This is a genomic window from Paraburkholderia phenazinium (assembly GCF_900100735.1).
GTDB lineage: Bacteria > Pseudomonadota > Gammaproteobacteria > Burkholderiales > Burkholderiaceae > Paraburkholderia > Paraburkholderia phenazinia.
Genome location: NZ_FNCJ01000008.1, coordinates 180,580 through 199,212 on the forward strand (window position 1 = coordinate 180,580; position 18,633 = coordinate 199,212).

General features: G+C 62.3%; 19 protein-coding genes. 6 read left to right on the plus strand and 13 right to left on the minus strand.

The window, feature by feature from the left end; translation table 11 throughout:
• Positions 1-22 precede the first annotated feature (22 nt).
• Positions 23-733, plus strand: a complete 711-nt coding sequence (locus BLQ92_RS19395) for an autoinducer binding domain-containing protein (protein ID WP_090686154.1) — start codon at positions 23-25, stop codon at positions 731-733.
• Positions 734-1,254: 521 nt separating this feature from the next.
• Here the strand turns inward: BLQ92_RS19395 and BLQ92_RS19400 are convergent.
• Positions 1,255-3,009 (minus strand): NAD(P)/FAD-dependent oxidoreductase, encoded by a 1,755-nt coding sequence (locus tag BLQ92_RS19400; protein WP_090686155.1) that lies wholly within the window; start codon positions 3,007-3,009, stop codon positions 1,255-1,257.
• 241 nt (positions 3,010-3,250) lie between these two features.
• On the opposite strand from BLQ92_RS19400, the gene BLQ92_RS41100 reads away from it, so the two are divergent.
• From BLQ92_RS41100 to BLQ92_RS19420, 4 genes are all read left to right on the plus strand, one after another.
• The gene (locus BLQ92_RS41100; RefSeq protein ID WP_090686156.1) at positions 3,251-4,018 is read left to right on the plus strand and encodes a helix-turn-helix transcriptional regulator; all 768 of its coding nucleotides are present in this window, start codon (positions 3,251-3,253) and stop codon (positions 4,016-4,018) included.
• Positions 4,019-4,211: 193 nt separating this feature from the next.
• Positions 4,212-4,805, plus strand: coding sequence for a cytochrome b/b6 domain-containing protein (locus BLQ92_RS19410; protein ID WP_090686157.1), 594 nt, complete (start codon positions 4,212-4,214; stop codon positions 4,803-4,805).
• 2 nt (positions 4,806-4,807) lie between these two features.
• Positions 4,808-5,599, plus strand: a complete 792-nt coding sequence (locus BLQ92_RS19415) for a molybdopterin-dependent oxidoreductase (RefSeq protein WP_090686158.1) — start codon at positions 4,808-4,810, stop codon at positions 5,597-5,599.
• Positions 5,600-5,643: 44 nt separating this feature from the next.
• The gene (locus BLQ92_RS19420) at positions 5,644-6,258 is read left to right on the plus strand and encodes a hypothetical protein (RefSeq protein WP_090686159.1); all 615 of its coding nucleotides are present in this window, start codon (positions 5,644-5,646) and stop codon (positions 6,256-6,258) included.
• Between the two features lie 65 nt (positions 6,259-6,323).
• Here the strand turns inward: BLQ92_RS19420 and BLQ92_RS19425 are convergent, their stop codons facing one another.
• Positions 6,324-6,749 (minus strand): OsmC family protein, encoded by a 426-nt coding sequence (locus BLQ92_RS19425; protein WP_090686160.1) that lies wholly within the window; start codon positions 6,747-6,749, stop codon positions 6,324-6,326.
• 374 nt (positions 6,750-7,123) lie between these two features.
• Here BLQ92_RS19425 and BLQ92_RS19430 point away from each other — a divergent pair, with 374 nt between their 5' ends.
• Complete coding sequence (locus tag BLQ92_RS19430; RefSeq protein WP_244106279.1) at positions 7,124-8,116, plus strand: GSU2403 family nucleotidyltransferase fold protein; 993 nt, start codon at positions 7,124-7,126, stop codon at positions 8,114-8,116.
• Between the two features lie 8 nt (positions 8,117-8,124).
• Here BLQ92_RS19430 and BLQ92_RS19435 read toward each other — a convergent pair whose 3' ends face one another.
• The 11 genes from BLQ92_RS19435 to BLQ92_RS41425 form a co-directional block, all read right to left on the minus strand.
• Positions 8,125-8,679 carry a carboxymuconolactone decarboxylase family protein gene (locus tag BLQ92_RS19435; RefSeq protein ID WP_090686162.1) on the minus strand — a complete coding sequence of 185 codons (555 nt, stop codon included), beginning with the start codon at positions 8,677-8,679 and terminating at the stop codon, positions 8,125-8,127.
• Positions 8,680-8,709: 30 nt separating this feature from the next.
• Complete coding sequence (locus BLQ92_RS19440; protein ID WP_090686163.1) at positions 8,710-10,062, minus strand: aspartate aminotransferase family protein; 1,353 nt, start codon at positions 10,060-10,062, stop codon at positions 8,710-8,712.
• Positions 10,063-10,096: 34 nt separating this feature from the next.
• Complete coding sequence (locus tag BLQ92_RS19445; RefSeq protein ID WP_090686164.1) at positions 10,097-11,146, minus strand: C45 family autoproteolytic acyltransferase/hydrolase; 1,050 nt, start codon at positions 11,144-11,146, stop codon at positions 10,097-10,099.
• A gap of 216 nt (positions 11,147-11,362) precedes the next feature.
• The gene (gene hypB / locus BLQ92_RS19450; protein WP_090686165.1) at positions 11,363-12,280 is read right to left on the minus strand and encodes a hydrogenase nickel incorporation protein HypB; all 918 of its coding nucleotides are present in this window, start codon (positions 12,278-12,280) and stop codon (positions 11,363-11,365) included.
• Complete coding sequence (locus tag BLQ92_RS19455; RefSeq protein WP_244106287.1) at positions 12,280-12,600, minus strand: hydrogenase maturation nickel metallochaperone HypA/HybF; 321 nt, start codon at positions 12,598-12,600, stop codon at positions 12,280-12,282. The genes hypB and BLQ92_RS19455 overlap by 1 nt, the downstream gene beginning before the upstream one ends.
• Positions 12,601-12,688: 88 nt before the next feature.
• A complete protein-coding gene (gene hypE / locus BLQ92_RS19460; RefSeq protein WP_090686167.1) occupies positions 12,689-13,816 on the minus strand; it encodes a hydrogenase expression/formation protein HypE in 1,128 nt (375 codons plus the stop codon).
• The gene (gene hypD / locus BLQ92_RS19465; protein WP_090686168.1) at positions 13,816-14,985 is read right to left on the minus strand and encodes a hydrogenase formation protein HypD; all 1,170 of its coding nucleotides are present in this window, start codon (positions 14,983-14,985) and stop codon (positions 13,816-13,818) included. Before hypD ends, hypE begins: the two co-directional genes overlap by 1 nt.
• Complete coding sequence (locus tag BLQ92_RS19470) at positions 14,982-15,671, minus strand: D-sedoheptulose-7-phosphate isomerase (protein WP_090686169.1); 690 nt, start codon at positions 15,669-15,671, stop codon at positions 14,982-14,984. The genes hypD and BLQ92_RS19470 overlap by 4 nt, the downstream gene beginning before the upstream one ends.
• Positions 15,672-15,681: 10 nt before the next feature.
• The gene (locus tag BLQ92_RS19475) at positions 15,682-15,957 is read right to left on the minus strand and encodes a HypC/HybG/HupF family hydrogenase formation chaperone (RefSeq protein WP_090686301.1); all 276 of its coding nucleotides are present in this window, start codon (positions 15,955-15,957) and stop codon (positions 15,682-15,684) included.
• A gap of 34 nt (positions 15,958-15,991) precedes the next feature.
• Positions 15,992-18,487 carry a carbamoyltransferase HypF gene (hypF, locus tag BLQ92_RS19480; RefSeq protein WP_218133044.1) on the minus strand — a complete coding sequence of 832 codons (2,496 nt, stop codon included), beginning with the start codon at positions 18,485-18,487 and terminating at the stop codon, positions 15,992-15,994.
• 22 nt (positions 18,488-18,509) lie between these two features.
• On the minus strand, positions 18,510-18,611 hold the full coding sequence (locus BLQ92_RS41425; RefSeq protein ID WP_425194933.1) for a DUF6893 family small protein: 102 nt from the start codon (positions 18,609-18,611) through the stop codon (positions 18,510-18,512).
• Positions 18,612-18,633: the final 22 nt, after the last annotated feature.

The window sequence follows — 18,633 nt, forward strand, 5'->3', positions numbered from 1 at the left end:
TTGTTAGATCGGGGGATCTGAAATGGAATCGTATTTTCAGGATGCTTACCAATCGTTTTACGCTGCCAGAGACGAATACGCACTATTCAAGGAAATTACGTCGTTCGCCAGGAAGCTTGGATTCGAATACTGCTGCTACGGGATTCGCATGCCGCTGCCGGTGTCGAAACCGGCGGTCAAGATTTTCGATTCCTACCCACCTGGCTGGATGACGCACTATCAAACCAGCGGCTTTCTCGAGATCGACCCAACCGTGCGCGAGGGCATGCGCAACACTAATCTGATCGTCTGGCCCTACGCCATGTACGACGAAGCACCACGCTTGTGGTCCGACGCCGGGGATTTCGGCATCAAGGTCGGCGTTGCCCAATCCAGCTGGACGGCCCATGGTGCCTTCGGACTGCTAACCATGTCGCGCCATGCGGACCCGTTATCGCCCAGCGAGGTAGAGAACCTTCAGTTGCCGGCCAACTGGCTATCGAATCTCTGTCACATGCGGATGGGTCAATTCCTCGAAAGCAAACTCGTGCCTGAAGTGAGCACGCCGCTCACCGCCCGCGAGCGCGAGGTACTGCGCTGGACTGGCGAAGGCAAGACCTCATACGAAATCGGCAAGATCCTCAGTATCTCCGAGCGGACGGTCAATTTTCACGTCAACAACGTGCTGCTGAAACTGGCCGCGACCAACAAGGTGCAAGCCGTGGTCAAGGCCGTCGCTACCGGGTTGATCTAGCGATCCGCTCCACGCGTTCACATGCAAGCCGCACAAGATTGCTGCGTGATAACTGCGCATCGCGCCCGCAGCGTATTTATAGTGCATTGAAGTTGATACAAATAGCTGTGAAATCTGACAGCTTGTTGATTTTGATTTCCTGAAGACGATTTAGCAGTAAGATTAGGGGACGTGCAGTTCTTTGAATCATCTTCACTCATCGCTGCGACACACGCATCTGTGCGCCCGTCGCGCGGCACCGTCTCTCAGGTTCTGGCAGCCCTCGGAATAGCCAGAACTTTTAACGCCAGCGTAAGCTGGCGTTTTTTTGTCCTCAGAAATGAGGATGGAGCCAGAATATGCATCGGGTATATTCGTTTGGAGTACCGGATCCAAAGCAGATGCCGGACCCGGCGAAACTGCATACACAACACCTGATACATAGGGCGCCGCAGAACCTGAGAGATGAGACCCGCCTTGCGCGGGTCTTTTTTTATCTAAAATGGGCTGCGCAAACGATTGGCACGGCTTAAAAGCGTCAATCAGCTCGCCGCGCGCCCGCCGTAATCGTATTGCGGCGTCATGTCGTCGAGCGGGTTGGAGGGGCCGTATAATTCGCCGCCGAGGCTGCGAATCACCGCACAAACCGCATTGACCCCGGTCTGCAAGGCCCCTTCCACCCACCCTCCCGTGAACGAGCAGCTGTCGCCTGCAAGGTAGATGTAGGGATCGGTCGACGCGTCCCGGCTGGCCTGGAACTGGAAGAAGAGTTGCTGGCTATAGCCATCGCCACCGGCAAAATTCAACTTGAAGGCACCGTAGTAACCGCGCTCCAGATCCCAGTCGATCACTCGCACATAGGTGTCGTAGTCGTTGTCGATCGGCACCACATGCCGCGCAAATGCCGCGTTGGTTTGCGCAAGATCCGTCACCAGCCGCTGCACGCGTTGCCGGTTCTCGCCCAATGCCAGCTGCTTGATCGCGTCATCCTCCCACGCATAACTGAGCAGCACGACGCCGGCTGAATTGGGGTTCTGCGGCGCATAGTCGAGGCAATAGACGCCCCGCACCAACGTGTCGGTCTGAATGTTGGCCGGCAGGCTCTCGTCCAGCCAGAACTTGCGCTGGGTCATCACGAAGACCTTTGAGGAGCTCGTCAGATGCACATCGCTGATTGCCGTGCACTGTTGCGGCGAAAGCGATGAGCCTGCTGCATTGAGCGCCATGTCGATCTGCATGGCACGTGTGCTAGCAGTCACGATTACGCGCTCAGCGTAGTGCGTGGTGCCGTCCGCAAGCCACAGCTTCACCCCTGTCGCGTCACGGCTGATCCGCGAAACCGCCGTCTTGATCACGCGTTGTGCGATCGAGCGCCGCCCGAAAACCTGTGACGAAAATGCCCGCGCGAGCGATTCGATCCCCGCGGGAATGAACAGCTGGTCGGTTTCGAGTTCATCCACCATCAGCCGCACGATCTCGAGAAAGGCGACCGGGTACATCGGCCCCAGACCGCCCGACCCTACGCCGAGCGCACCGAACAGCTCGTAGTCTTGAGGAAAGCTCCAGCGTTTGCCGCCCGGCGGGTTGGCACTGCCGAACATTCGGCACAGCGCACTGTAGAAGCTCTCGTTGCCGAACGCATCGATATAGGCCTGCCAGGCTTCGCGTGCCGCCGCGCTTTGCCCGCTGCGCAGCAGTTCGGTAATTGCCACCGGCGCAATCAGCGCGGGTCCGGTCTCCGGCGTAAAGCCCTGGCTGATGAAGGCACTCCAGCCGGCGTTGACCGTCGCGAACATATCGGGCGGATTGCCGTGTGCCGGCCACGTATAGGTCTTGCCTTGATAGCCGAGGTTGGTCAAAACCGCGCCGGGGTCCGGAAAGCTCGAGGTGGCCTGGATGCCAAAGCGGTCGAGATAGTGGAACAGGCTATATTCGCTGGGCGGAAAGCGCATCGCGCCCAACTCGGCGAGAAACTCGGGCGCGGCTTCCGTAAAGGGCGAACTCCAGGCACGGCCGCCGATGCGCTCCGAGGCTTCGAACAGCACCACATTCGCCGCGCCTGCGCGCAGCAGTTCATACGCGCAGACAAGCCCGGCGATGCCCGCGCCGATAATCGCGATCGTGCCGTTCGCCGCTGCCGGCGGCACCCGCCCAAGGGCGTCGGGCGCAGCACTCAGATAGGCGCCGTAGTCGAACAGCGTATCGATGTAGCCAAAACTGGGACTCTTTAGCGCCGCGGCGGTGAAATCGGCGGCAACAGGATGTGGGCGACGGCGAAGATTCGGAATAAACGACATACTGCTCCTCGATGGCTAAAAATAAACGTGCAAATGGTGGCGAGCCGGGACCCGCATTCACGCACGTTCCCGGCCGCCAGGAAACTATCACGCTCACGGTTTAACGGCATTTTCGCTGGCTGCTTGAATCATTAACTTTGGCCGTGTAAGCTGGCCGGCAATTGTTTCTTAATTTGATTCTTTCAGGCCAGACGACAGCTGGCGCAGGCTCCACGCCGATTTTCGAGCGGTCCGGAATACCATGTATCTGACAAGCCGTGAGACCGCTGTGGTCTCAGACATCTTCTCCGTTCTTGCCGACGCCTTGCCGGAGGATTTAATGCGCCGGGAAGTCGGCGTCAGAATGCTGGATCTGCTGCGCGCGGATTACCTCGGCTCGTACGTATGGGATGCGACGAAGAAAGAGTATGTGAATCGCGTCGCACTCAATATGTCGGATGACAACCTGTCCGACTACGAGCTCTACTACCAGTATCACGACACGGTCACCCCCTTGTTGCACGATTGCCGGCAAGCGGTGCGCGTAACCGATGTGATTCCCCAGCAGGAACTCGTCCGCACCGAGCTGTTCAACGACTTCTTGCGCCGCGACGGGCTGCATTGGGGCATGGACATTTTTGCGTGGTCGGGCGATACGAACATTGGCGACCTGCGCATCTGGCGCGGCAAGCAGCGCGACAATTTCTCGGACCACGATCTCGCGCTGGCCGAACTGATTCGCCCAGCCTTCACGACCGCGCTTGCCCGCGCTCGCGCGACGGCCGGTTTGAGTGGAGCCGTGCCGGCTCAGACCCGTCTGATTTCAGAGCGCGTTCTCAAAGCCCTGACCGCGCGTGAGCAGGAAGTGGTGAGCCTCATCATGGAAGGCTTGCTCGACAAACAGATCGCCGAGCGCCTCGGCATCTCGTACACCACCGTGCGCACCCACGTCGACCGCGCATTCCAAAAGCTCGGTGTCGGCAACCGCTCCACGCTGATTCGCATGGCTCAGCAAGACACGCGTCCGTAAGATCCTCCGCGCATCCAGGCCGTTATCCTTCCGTAAGAAAAATTCTTTTCGCTTCGCTGGAATAAGCGTGGCCGGACGGTGTTCGCCGTCTTGAAGCCGAGCTAGCTGCGACGCGCCCGCGCGGGCGTCGACGCGCGGCCGGCCCGCGTGGGCGCCCCGCCCCACGCGCAACGCCACCAACCGCGAGAGACCTTTGAGTCACACCACGATTCAACCCGTGTGGGTCCGCATCACGCACTGGGTCAACGCGCTGGCCGTCATCCTGATGGTCATGAGCGGCTGGCAGGTCTATAACGCCTCGCCGATCTTTCCTGCCCTGCAGTTTCCGGCAGCGATCACCCTGGGGGGCTGGCTCGGCGGTGCGCTGCTTTGGCACTTCGCGGTGATGTGGCTGCTGGTGGCGAACTTCCTCGTCTACCTTGGCCTCAATCTGGTTTCAGGACGGCTGCGCGACAAACTGCTGCCGCTCAGTTTTCGGGCGCTCGCCGCCGATACGCTCGCGGCTTTGCGCGGCCGCCTCACCCACAACGACCTGTCACGCTACAACGCCATCCAGAAGCTCGCCTATCTGGTGGTGATCGTGGATATCGTGCTGCTGGTGCTGTCGGGGCTGGCGGTGTGGAAGTCGGTGCAATTTCCTCTGCTGCGCACAGTGATGGGTGGCTACGACAATGCGCGCGTCGTGCACTTCGTCTGCATGAGCGTGCTGGTGGCCTTTTTCGCCGTGCATGTCGTGATGGTCGCGCTGGTGCCGCGCTCGCTGCTTCTGATGATTCGAGGACGCTAGACATGGCGCTACGCAAACCTCACGGCAAACCGGGCAGCACGCTAGCGTCGCATGGCGATGCCATCCTCAAGGATGCCCACAAGGCATTGAAGGATCCGGCGCGGCGCCTGCTCGGCAAGCGGATTCTCTCGCTCGGCGGGCTCGCCCTGCTATCCGGCTGCGATCTGAATACCGACAAGTCGGTCAATACGATGCTGCGCCGGATCTCGTTCTTCAACGACGAGGTGCAGGCCCTGCTGTTCGATCCGAACCGGATGGCGCCGACCTATCCGGAGTCGATGATCACGCGGCCGTTTCCCTTCAACGCGTTCTATGACATCGACGATGTCCCGGACGTCGACGCCGCCACCTACCGCCTCCAGGTAGGCGGTCTCGCGAACGGCAAACGCGTATGGACGCTCGATGAGTTGCACGCGTTGCCGCAGCAGGATCAGATCACGCGGCATATCTGCATTGAAGGATGGAGCGCAATTGGCCGCTGGGGCGGCGTGCGCTTTGCCGATTTCCTCAAGCGAGCCGGCGCCGACACCACCGCGCGCTTCGTCGCGTTGCATTGCGCCGACAACTACTGGACAAGTATCGACATGCCCACCGCGCTGCATGCGCAGACGCTGCTTACGCTCACCTACGACGGCCAGGTGCTGCCGCAGAAGTATGGCTTTCCGATGAAGCTGCGCATGCCCACCAAGCTCGGCTACAAGAATCCCAAGCATATCGTCGCGATCACGGTGACGAACGAATATCCCGGCGGTTACTGGGAGAACCAGGGCTACAACTGGTTCGGCGGTTCCTGAGCGGCATCCTGACTTTCAACTCAACCACATTGCACGGAGGTTCCATGTCCATTCGCCTGAAACTCGGCGTTACCCTTGTGACGCTAGCATTCGCCGGCGTTGCGCTTGCGCAGACGCCAGCCGTCAAACCCACGCGGATTCGCGGCGAAGTCGTCTCGCTCAACGGCGACGTCCTGCAGGTGCATCGCCGCAGCGGCGATACGGTCTCGATCGACCTGGCGCCGAACGTCGGCATTTCGGCGGTCAAGGCGATGCAACTGGCCGATATCAAACCCGGCTCGTTCATCGGCACGGCAGCCACCACGGGAACCGACGGCAAGCTGACCGCCACCGAAGTGGTGGTGTTTCCGGAAGCCGCGCGCGGCACCGGTGAAGGTCATTACGCGTGGGACCTGGGGCCTAACAGCTCGATGACGAACGCGAACGTCGACGAGGTGGCCGAGGGCACCAACGGCCGCGATCTGAAGCTGTCGTACAAGGGCGGCAACAACGTGGTGACGGTGCCGCCGAATGTACCGGTCGTGACCTTTACACCAGCTAACCGCACCGATCTGACGGCGGGGAAGAAGGTGTTCGTGGTCGCCACGCCCGCGGCGCAGGGGGCGTTTGTGGCGCAACGGGTGGTGGTCGAAAAGGATGGGGTCGCGCCGCCAATGTGAGCGTGGGCGCCGGCTCGGCGCCCACGTGCCTGTCTACGTGGAACGGTTTATCTGCTGTCCTGCGCTCAGGTTTCGAGGGTCGCATCCATGGTGATGGTGGCCTTCAGCACCTTGGAGACCGGGCAACCGGCCTTGGCGTCCGCCGTGGCTTTTTCGAACGCAGCCCGGTCGCCGCCGGGGATTTTCACCTTGACGTCGAGATGAACCGCGCTGATGGCGAAGCCGCCGTCGGCCTTGTCGAGCGTCAAGGTGGCCGTAGTGCCGATGCGTTCGGGCTTGATACCCGCCTTACCCAGCTCCGCCGAAAGCGCCATGGAGAAGCACCCGGCATGCGCCGCCGCGATCAACTCTTCCGGGTTGGTGCCGATGCCGTTCTCAAAACGCGTCGCGAACGAATACTGGGTGTCCTTCAGAACCCCGCTGTCAGTAGAAATCGTGCCTTTTCCGTCCTGCAGGCCGCCTTGCCAGACCGCTGATGCCTTGCGCTTCATCGCTCTCTCCATAGGTGCCCTGTCGGCGCTGCTGTGCTACTCACCTGGACGCCTGCCGCAACACGGTCACGCCCGGGTTCTTGCGGGTTCGGCGGCGGTCGATGCATGCCACGCAGCGCGACAGACGCGGGCGTAGACCGAACTTCATCATAGGCGCTTATGAGGGTTGGCGGCGGCGAGGGACGATGGGCGTTTCGCAGGCCGCCGCGTCCCCTCGACCAAGCGACCTTGCACGAATTTATACCTTAACATTTAATAACAAGGTATAAGTTTGACCGGGCATGATTTATACCCTAAGATAAGATCGTAAGGTATAAACGGTATCGTTCATGGCCGACTTTCACAACGACGCATTGCAAACGCTGTACTCCTCGGTGACCGAGCGCGCCGGCACGCAAGCGCGCGTTCCGTTGCATTCCCCGGGATCGGCCGCGCAAAAGACCGTCGACGGCAAAACGTACCTCTACTGGCGCGTGTATCTGGCCTCGGGAAAACACAAGGAAACCTCGCTGGGCCGCGCGGGAGAGCCAGATACCGAGGCAGCTCTCGAAGCCAGACTGCTGGAGAGCGCGGAAATGCGCGCCCTCGGCGCCGACGTTCAGGTGCTGCGCAAGGCAGGCTTTGCTGCGGCGGACAACTCGTCTGCGCTCACCATTGCGACGCTTTTCAATGCGGGCATTTTCGGCCATGGCGGCGTGCTGGTGGGCTCCCATGCCTTCGGCGCGCTGCTGAACAGCCTCGGGGTTCACCTGCCCACGAACTACCGGACCGAGGATATCGATATCGGCAGCGCAGGGACCATTTCGGTGGCCATTCCGGAGGAGCGCAGCTTTCTGGATATCCTGCGCGACAGCAGCCTGCCCTTTCTCGAAGTGCCCGAACTGGATTCGCGCAGGCCCTCGACATCGTTCAAGGCCCGTGGACAGCCCCTCAAAGTGGATCTGCTCGTACCGGGCACCGAGGCTTACGAGACCAGGCCCCTACCCCACTTGCGGGCACACGCAACCGGCCTGCCCTACTTCAAATACCTGGTGTCGAACCCGGCACAGGGCTTTGTGCTCGGCAAGGAACATGCGATTCCGGTGATGCTGCCGGACCCGGCGCGGTTTGCGCTTCACAAGCTGATCGTCAGCACGCTGCGCACTGCGTCGCACGCGCTCAAGGCGGACAAGGACCGCCGCCAGGCGGCCGTGCTGATCGACGCGCTAATGGAAAAATTTCCGGAATGGTTGGCGGCGGCGAGTGACTCACTGGAGGAAGCGGCCCGCCCACGCGTGGCCGTCGCCGCTGCCAGGGCGCTGATTCTTGCGCCTCACCTGTCGCAGCGGGCGCAGGATTTTCTGGAGGAGTTGGGGGCGCAGGGATAGCCCTCGCCTCACTCCGCAAACGGCAACGTCACTTGCCCAACGGCGCGCATGCCGAACACATTTAGGGTCATCGCGACCAGCGCGTAGTAGCCGAGCAAGCCGACCAGATTGATCGTGACCTCATGCCCAAAGCGCGCAACCGTCGCCGCATAAGTGGCATCGGAGACGCGCTTCGTGTCATATAGCTCGTTCGAAAAGGCGTAGATCAGCGCCTCGTCGGGATCCGCAAACACCGGCCGCCGGCCGGTACGGATGGCCTCCGCGTCGGCCTCCGAAATACCCGCATCGAGCGCGATCGGATAGTGGATATACCACTCGGCCTGGGCCTGCCAGCGCGCCGCCGTCACCAGAATCGCCAGCTCCGACAAGCGCAGCGGCAGACCGGTCCGGTAGCGGCAAAACGCGCCTAGCCGCTGCGCCTGTTGCGCGAGATCCGGACTGCGGATCCAGCCCAGAAACGGACCATTCAGATTCCCGCGTGGACCGGACAAGATCTCGTCGAGTACGGCTTTCTGCTCAGGCGTGGCATGCGCTGCATCGAAAGGTGGCAAACGGTCGCTCATGGAAACTCTCACTAGTATTGAAGCGGCGGCTCACGCTCGCGATGCCGCGCGCACGCCGGTCGAATGAAGTGCTGCGCCGATCGCATCCGCAAGGCGGCCGACAATGTTGTCGATGTCCTGCGCCGTGCAGATAAACGGCGGCGCCAGCAGCACATGATCGCCATTCTGGCCGTCGACGGTCCCGCCCATCGGATACACCATCAGCCCGCGCGCAAACGCCTCGCGTTTGATAGCCGCATGCAGCTTGAGCTGCGGATCGAACGGGGTCTTGCTGTCCCGCTCCCGCACCAGCTCGACACCGACGAACAGCCCTCGCCCGCGCACATCGCCGATATGCGGATGCTGCGTGTAGTACTCGCGAAGTTGCGCACGCAACTGTTCGCCGCGCGCCTGCACATTTTGCAGCAGCTTGTCTTCGGCGATTACACGTTGCACCTCGAGTGCGGCGGCGCAGGCCGTTGCATGCCCGATATAGGTATGGCCATGCTGGAAAAATCCTGAGCCGCCGACGATCGTGTCGTAAATGCGCTTGCTAACCAGCGTCGCGCCAATCGGCTGATAACCGGCGCCCAGCCCCTTCGCAATAGTCAGCAGGTCAGGTGCGACGCCGTCTTCTTCGCACGCGTAAAGATAACCGGTGCGGCCCATGCCGGACATGATCTCATCGAGAATCAGCAGCACGCCATAGCGGTCGCAGACCGCGCGAATCTTGCGGAAATATTCTCGCACCGGCGGCACTGCACCGGCGGTTGCACCCACTACCGTCTCGGCGACGAAGGCCGCCACCGTCTCCACGCCGAGTTCGAGAATCTTCTGTTCCAGTTCATCCGCAAGACGCTGCGCAAATGCTTCTTCGGTTTCGTCGGCACGTTGCTCGCGATAGGCGTAGCACGGGCTGACGTGGTGTGCCTCGATCAGGATCGGCAAAAACGGCTCGCGGCGCCAGGCATTGCCGCCTATCGCCAGAGCGCCCAGCGTATTGCCGTGATAGCTCTGGCGGCGCGCAATGAAATGCCGGCGCTGCGGCTCGCCCTTTTCGACGAAATACTGGCGTGCCAGTTTCAGCGCCGCTTCAATGGCTTCCGAGCCGCCTGAGACGAAGTACACATGCTCGAGTCCCTGCGGCGCGTCCGCTACGAGGCGATCCGCGAGTTCTTCGGCCACTTGCGTCGTAAAGAACGAGGTGTGCGCATACGGCAACTGCTGCGACTGGCGCCGGATCGCATCGATCACGCGCTGGTTGCTATGGCCGAGACACGAGACGGCGGCGCCGCCCGATGCATCGAGATAGCGCTTGCCGGTGGAATCGATAATCTCGATGCCATCCCCCGCTACGGCGACTGGCAGAGTTTGCTTCGGGGCACGGTGAAACACGGTAGACATACGGTTCCTTATCGCAGGATTCGCAGGATGGCGCTCAGAAGGCGGCTTGCGGACCCGCAGCCTTGGGGATGAAGGTATCGAACGCACAATGGCTTTGGCGATAGACCTGCATCGCCACACCGTCTGCTTCGATGCGAAACAGCGCGCTAGCCAAGGTGTTTTCGTCGTCGGGATCGAGCGGGTCGTCGCGAAAGATTGGCAGCCCGGCGGGAGCCTGGTCAAGCAACACGCGTAGCAGCGCATCGTCGCTCACCGGTGTGCGAAGCGACGGCAGCAAGGCATCGACGCGTGCCTGGCGATCGCGGGACGAATCGGTCACGATCTGCGCTTCGCTATCGCATCCGTTGTGGATCAGATGATTGGCATGGCCGAACCGCGGTGTAACAGCCGCGACCGAGCAGCGCTGTACCGTGGCCTCGATGCTCAACAACCGGGCATCGCCGACACAGCCGAGTGTGTGATGAAAGCCACTGGCGCGCGGCAGCTCGCGTAACAGTGCGACGGCCTCGTCCAGTGAGCGGGTATCGAGAACGGCGCGCGCGAGGATCATGCGCGGCACGCCCACGGCCGGCACACGGATGCGCAGATTGTTGATGGCCTGTACGAGGCCGGCACGGTTGGCAGCAAACGTGCGCCCGGGCAGCGAACCCGGATAGTAGAAGCTGATGAAGCCCGGTTTGCCGGCGGGCTGAACGTCTACGAGGAAACACCGCTCGCGCAGATACGGATCGCCGTCTTCATTGTGGGCGATGAAACGCGCGTTACCCGAAACGGCCGCCAGCGTCGTGCAGCCATCGGGCGCGTTGTGAATCAGCTCGCCTCGACAGTTCCATAGAAACACGTCCTCCACGGGCCACTCCAAGCCCGCGGCCATGCCGTCGAGTTCTGCTATGAGCGAGGGGAAGTGGGTTTCGGCCGCACGCCGCAAGCCCTCCACTAACGGGTGGCCGCGCCACTGGCTAATCCATTGCCAGGCGGCACTCTGTGCCATATACGCCGCCATGACCGGCCGCGCCAGCTCACCCAACCGGTAACCGATGTCATCCGGTCGGCCAGTCACCCGGAAAAGACTCCATTCCTGCATTGACGGTTATGCCTCGTTCATGACCTGCTTGCGATGGCGCCGCAAGGACATGACAACGCGAACCGCCTTGCCCCGTGCAGCGGTGCTGAAAGGATGCCGTCAGGACGCGTGGCCACGACGATATCGATTCAACACTCGATACGGATTTATATCCCACAGCAACATATGTTGTCAACTAACAAGCCACGACACCGAATGGAGCCCAGGCGTGGTCCCTTAGCGACAAGTCTCGCTGTGCGAGCGCAGCCAGTCATACCAGGCGTCCATCCCCTCGCCGGTTTGCGCCGACACTTGCAGGATCTCGATGGCCGGATTGACGCGGCGCGCGTACTCGATGCATCGCGCCAATTCGAAGCGAAGGTGTGGCAGGAGGTCGATCTTGTTCAGCAGCATCAGGCTACTGGCGCGAAACATGTGAGGGTATTTGACCGGTTTGTCCTCTCCCTCGGTCACCGAAAGAATCACCACTTTCGCCTGCTCACCCAGATCGAACAGAGCGGGACATACGAGGTTGCCCACGTTCTCGATCATGACGACCGAGCGCAACGCCGGGTCGAGCTGGGTCAGGCCGCGAGAAACCATCTCGGCATCGAGATGACAGCCGGTGCCGGTGTTGATCTGGACCACGCGAGCGCCAGTCGCGCGAATCCGTTGCGCGTCGTTGAGGGTGGCCTGGTCGCCTTCGATCACCGTGAGCGGCAAGGTCTCGCCGAGGTCGCGGATGGTGCGTTCGAGCAGCGTGGTTTTGCCGGCACCCGGTGAGCTGACGAGATTGAGCGCCAGGATCGAGCGACCTGCGAGCCAGCCGCGATTGCGTTCGGCTAGAAGCTGGTTTTTTGCCAGAATGTCCTGCTCTAGAGTGATTGACGTGCCGTGTGCGCGGGCGTGGGTTTCGGCGGGATTAAGCGCGAGGGCTTCGCTCGCAGCGTGCGGGTGCGGGTAGTCGTGGTCATGCTCGTGATCGTGCGTATGCCCGTCAGCGTGCTCATGGTCATGCGGATGGCTGTGCTCATGACTATGCGTATGCTCATGCCCATGGACATGATCTCGCGCCTCCCCCCGTTCGCCCGCCTGCCCCTCCATCTCCGTCACAGTCACCGCTTGCGTGCCGTTGCATCCACAGGTCGTACACATCACATCACCTCCATCTGTCTGATCTTCAGTTGCTGACCGGAGATCAGCTCCAGATCGACGCTGCCGCATTCGCATTGGCCGAACGGTTCCTCCAGCGCCAGCGTGGCGCCGCAAGCAAGACAGCGCGCCTGCCCAGGTGTTTCGATAATTTCCAGCGCTGCGCCTTCGACCAGCGTATCTCGCGCACACACGTCAAAGCAAAAGCGAATCGCCTCGGGCATCACGGCGGAGAGCTGGCCGATCTCGAGCGTCACGCGCGTCACCCGCGCGCCTCCCGCCTGCTCGGCGCAGATCTCGACGACGCTGCTCGCTATGCTCATCTCATGCACGACGCGACTCCCAAACCGGCTCTTCCGTTACACCCTGACGCGCTTTGCCAAACCCCGCTTTTCTCAACCGCTCAGCGCACTAGCAAATACGCGGCAATTGCTCGCCGACCAGCATATCGACAATGCGCTGCCCGCCGAACACCGTATGGAGCACCACCAACCCGCTCGGGCCGTCCTCCACCTCACCGATCGCCGCCGCCTGGCGGCCCAGTGGATGGGCGTGCATCGCAGCCAATACCCTGTCGGCCGCTTGCGGCGGCACCACCGCCACCAGCTTGCCCTCGTTGGCGAGATAAAGCGGATCGAGGCCAAGAATCTCGCAGGCACCTTTCACCTCTTCGCGCAGCGGCACATCTGACTCACGAATCCGGATCGTCACATTCGAACTATGCGCGAACTCGTTGAGCACGGTCGCCACCCCGCCGCGGGTCGCATCGCGCAGGCAATGAATCTCGGGACATGCCGCCAGCATTGCGGCGATCAGGCCGTTGAGCGGAGCACAGTCGCTTTGCACATCGGACTCGAGCGCAAGCTGCTGGCGCGCAACCAGAATCGCCGCCCCGTGATCGCCAAGATAGCCGTTGACGATCACGACGTCGCCGGGTCGCGCGCCGCTCGCGGAGATCGAGATATCGCGCCGCACCACGCCGATCCCGGCGGTGTTGATAAAGAGCTTGTCCGCGCACCCTCGTTCCACCACCTTGGTATCGCCGGTCACGATGACGACGCCCGCTTCCAGCGCAATCCGCTGCATGCTGGCTGCAACGCGCCGCAAGCTGTCGACGGCGAAGCCCTCCTCAATCACCATCCCGCAGGACAGAAACAGCGGCGTCGCGCCGGACACCGCCAGGTCGTTGACGGTGCCGGATACCGCGAGCGTGCCGATATCGCCACCCGGAAAGAACAGCGGGTCGACCACGTAGCTATCGGTGGTAAAGGCGAGGCGGTCACCGTAAGCGCCCAGTTGCGCAAGCGGAATCAACGCCTGATCTTCGAGTGCCGAGAGCGTGGGATTGTCGAAGGTCGAGACGAATACATCTTCGATCAGATCGCGCATCGCACGTCCGCCGCTGCCGTGGGCGAGGTTGACCGAGACGTCGCGAACGTGTGCGGCCCGGCGCGGTTTGAACGCAGCGCCCGTCGATGCGTCGGCGGGTGCCGTAGACGCCGCCTCGCCATCGATACGGCCAGAGGCCCGATCGTTCATCAGCGACCTCCCCGTTCGACCGTCGCGCGCGCCGCGGCGCGGCGCTCGAGCCGTGACGTATCGATGCGCCCATAGTTGTAGTACGCGGCACACGCCCCTTCGCTAGACACCATCAGCGAGCCGAGCGGCGCCTCCGGCGTGCAGGCCGTGCCGAACACCTTGCATTGATGCGGTTTGATAACGCCCTTCAGCACTTCGCCGCATTGGCAGGCTTTAGGATCGGCGATCTTGAGGTTCGGCACAGCGAACTTGCGCTCCGCATCGAAGGCCGCAAACGCCTCGCGAATCCGCACGCCGGAGTGGTCGATCGAGCCGAGCCCGCGCCATTCGAAAAACTCGCGTAACTCGAACACCTGCTGGATCGCCGACAAGGCCTGCGCGTTGCCGTTCTGCGGCACGATGCGGCCATACTGGTTCTCCACCTCGCAGCGCCCTTCGGCGATCTGCCGCAACACCATCCACATCGACTGCAGCACGTCGAGCGGCTCGAATCCGGCGACGGTGATCGGCTTGTGATAGTGCTGCGCGATAAACTCGTAGGGCCGCGTGCCGATCACCATGCTGACATGCCCCGGGCCGAGAAAGCCGTCGAGGTGCAGATCAGGCGAATCGAGAATCGCCTTGATGGTCGGAATGATCGTGATGTGATTGCAGAACAGCGAGAAATTCTTCAGGCCCTGCGCCTTGGCCTGCAATACCGTCATCGCCGTGCTCGGCATCGTGGTTTCAAAGCCGAGGCCGAAGAAAATGACCTCGCGCGCCGGATTGAGTTGTGCAATCTTTAGCGCATCGAGCGGCGAATAGACCATCCGCACATCGGCGCCGTCCGCCTTGGCCTTCAACAGGCTTTTCCTGGAACCGGGCACCCGCATCGCGTCGCCAAAGGTCGTAAAGATCACCTCGGGACGTTCGGCAAGCGCCACGCAATCGTCGACACGCCCCATTGGCAGCACGCAAACAGGGCAGCCAGGGCCATGAACGAACTCCACGGTATCGGGCAACAGTTGCTGGATACCGTAGCGAAATATCGTATGCGTGTGGCCACCACATACTTCCATGATCTGCAGCGGGCGCTGTTTGGCCCATTCGATCCGCGCCACCAAGGTGCGAATCTCCTTTGCCAGCGTCTCGGCCTTGTGGGGATCGCGAAACTCGTCGACATATTTCATCGCAGTCCTCCCAGCCCCAGACCGCCGCGCTCGTCGGCCAGCAGCGTATGTACGAGGTCCCACAGGATGTGATAAATCGCCACGTGGGTCTCCTGCACGCGATGAATGCTATCGCTCGGCACAATCAGGCAATGGTCGAGATCGGGGCTTGCCGCCATCCGGCCGCCGTCATGGCCAGCGAGACCAATGTTCAGCAGGCCCATTGCCCGCCCCTTGGCGAACGCCGCGAGCAGGTTGTCGGAGTTGCCGCTGGTCGACACGCCGATTAGCGCATCGCCATGCCGCGCCTGGGCGACCAGTTGCCGGACGAAGATATGCGAAAAGCCCACGTCGTTGCCCACCGCCGTCATCATGGCGGTGTCGGCGACGAGATTGATGGCGGTAAGCGCCGGCCTGCCAGTAGTGACCGGATGCAAAAATTCGACAGCTATATGGGCGGCGTCGCAACTCGAACCGCCATTGCCCATCGTGAACAGACGGCCGTCGCGCCGATAGACACCGGCGATAGCATGCGCGACTGCGACCACGGCGGCGCCGTTCGCCTCGAAAAAGCGCCGTTTGGTGTCCATACTGTCCTGCGCTTTCTGCTGGACCGATTCGAGCAACGCGGCATCGAGCTTGTGCGGATCCTGCTTGCCTCCATGCAGGAATGGATAGAGCCCTTGTAATGATTCATGTTCGGGCATGGCCTTTCTCCTAAGACGCGCCGCGCAACTCCGCGAATTCGGCTTGCGCGACGCCCAGTTCATGCAGCAAGGCCAAGGTGCGCGCGGCCTCCGCTTCATCGAGCAGACTCATCGCAAAGCCGACATGCACCAGCACCCACTGCCCGACACAGGCCGCCACGGGCCGCTCGTCATCGACGATAAATGCGATATTGATGACGCGCCGCACCCCGCCCACATTGACGAGCGCCAGGTGGTTTTCCGCATCGGTGACTTCGACGATCTGTCCGGGGATGCCCAGGCACATGGTACGCTCCGCTAAGCTTGCATTGAAGAAAAGTTCATGGCGCACGCCTGCGCGCTGCCGCGACGACGGCTTGCCCGAGGGACAGGCCGCCATCGTTAGCGGGCACCTGGCGATGCGACAAGACGCGCAAGCCCGCGGCAACAAGACGCGCCGCCACCTGTTCGAGCAGCACGCGATTCTGGAACACGCCTCCGGACAGCGCTACGTCCGGCGCCGCCGCACGCAAGCTGAGTGGAACCAGGGGTGCATCGCCAGGCGACATGCCCGCCCCACTGCCCCTCGCAGCGCCCGCTTGAATCAGCTCATCAACCAGCAACTCAACCATCTGCACAATGGCGATGGCCAAGCCCTTGTGAAAACGCGCCGCGATCACCGGCACCGGTGTCGCGCGTTGCAGGTCGTCGAGCAACGCGGTCCACATCGGCTGCGGGTCGAGGCAACGCAAACCACCTTGCGTCTCACGCGCCAGCCCGAACGGATAGGCTCGCGCGTCGTCCTCTTCGCTTAGCGCCAGCGGGTCCACCAGCGCTTCGAATTCCACCGCAGCTTGTCCCTCGTACAGCACGCGTTCACGGCACAGGCCGGTGGCGGCTGCCACCGCGTCGAACAGCCGGCCAGCGGAACTCGCAAGCGGACTGTTGACGCCCTGCGCGATCATCGAATCGAGCATGTCACGCGGCCGCGCGGCAAAAAATCGCTGCAAGTCGAGTCCGGCATAACGCTGCGCGAACGTCTCCCAGCCGAATGCCGCCAACAAATGGGCATAGGTGTTGCGCCAGGGCTCATGAATCGCCCGCACGCCGCCGGGCATCGCCACTGGTTTGAACATGCCGAGACGGATAAAGTCGCGATAGCCCGCGAGCATAAACTCGCCGCCCCATAACGTTCCGTCGGCGCCGTAGCCAAGACCGTCGAGCGCCACGCCCAGCACCGGCTGCGCGTCGATAGGCAGGCCGTTTTCCGCCATGCACGAAGCGATATGCGCATGGTGATGCTGCACCTCTTCAAGCGGCCATTGCCGCGCCTGCGCGAGATCGCAACCGATCTTGCGCGACAGATACTCCGGATGCAAATCGAGCGCCACCACTTGCGGCTCATGCTCGAATAGCGTCAGATACTGCATTACCGAGCGGCGATAGTCCGCGTACGTGAGCGCGTCTTCGAGATCGCCCATATGGTGCGAGACGATGGCCTGCGCCGCGCGGCTCAAGCAGAAGGTGTTCTTCAGTTCGCCGCCCATCGCGAGAATCGCGGGCGTGTCCTCGAAGCCCTCCGGCAACATCAGCGGCGCCGGCGCATAGCCGCGCGAGCGGCGTACTACCCGAGGCGCGCCGAACACCACACGCGCTACCGAATCGTCCACCCGCCGCGCTACGTCACGGTCATGCATCAGGAACAGGTCGGCAATCCGCCCAAGCCGTGCCCGGGCGTCGGCATTGTCGATACATTGCGGCTCGTCGCTGGTGTTGCCGCTCGTCAATACCAGCGGCCGGTCGAACGACTCGACCAGTAGACGATGTAACGGCGTGGACGGCAACATAAAGCCGAGTGTGCCGACACCTGGCGCGACGCTCGGGGCGATCGGCGCGAGCGGATCCGCTGCTGCGCTAGCGGAGGTGTCGTGCGTACGCAGAATCACAATCGGGCCCGCCGCGCTCTGCAGCAAGGCCCGCTCGACATCGTCGACGGGCGCATAGCGGCGCACCACTTCGAGATCGCGGGCAAGCAACGCAAACGGCTTGCGCTCGCGGCGCTTCAGACGCCGCAGGCGCGCAACCGCAGCTTCGTCGCAGGCATCGCACGCCAGTTGAAAACCGCCCAGCCCTTTAACCGCCACAATCGAGCCGCGCTGCAACGCGACGCTGGCCGCCACACACGCATCGGACGAGGTCTCCAGCGGCGCGCCGTCCGGCGCTTCGAGCCACACGCGCGGCCCGCATACCGCACAGGCCACCGGCTGCGCATGAAAGCGGCGGTCCGCGGGATTCTCGTATTCGGCACGACACGCATCGCACATCGCGAATGCCGACATCGTGGTGTTGGCGCGATCATAGGGAATCGCGTCGATAATCGACAGCCGCGGGCCGCAATGCGTGCAGTTCGTAAACGGATAGCGGTAACGCCGGTTGGCCGGGTCGGCAATCTCCGCGAGGCAGTCCGCGCACGTCACCGCATCCGGCACGACACCGGTCTGCACCGGACCGCCGGCGCTCGGCACGATGCGGAAATCGTCCATCTCCGCCACCGACAGCCATTCATGGCGCTCGATCGCATCGATTCGCGCGAGCGGCGGACATTCGGCCTGCAGACGCGCAAGAAACTGCTCCACGGTCCAGACGTCGCCGCAGGCGTGAATCAGCACGCCGTCGCTATCGTTGCGCACGTCGCCGCGCAGCCCACAGTCGTGCGCAAGCCGCCATACGGTGGGCCGAAAGCCGACACCCTGGACCAGTCCGCGCACACGAATTTCCTCACCGACAGGCCGGACCGAGCCAGACCGGCCGCCCGGCGGATGCATGCTGGTGCTCATCACCTTTCCCCCTGGCAATCGGCTACATGCTGCGCATGCGCAGGTAACGCTTAATGTCCTTCACATTGGCGAGCAGCCCCACTACGAGCGCCGGTAACACGAGGTACTTTAGGAATCCTTTCATCATGCCTCCCTGGTCGAACATC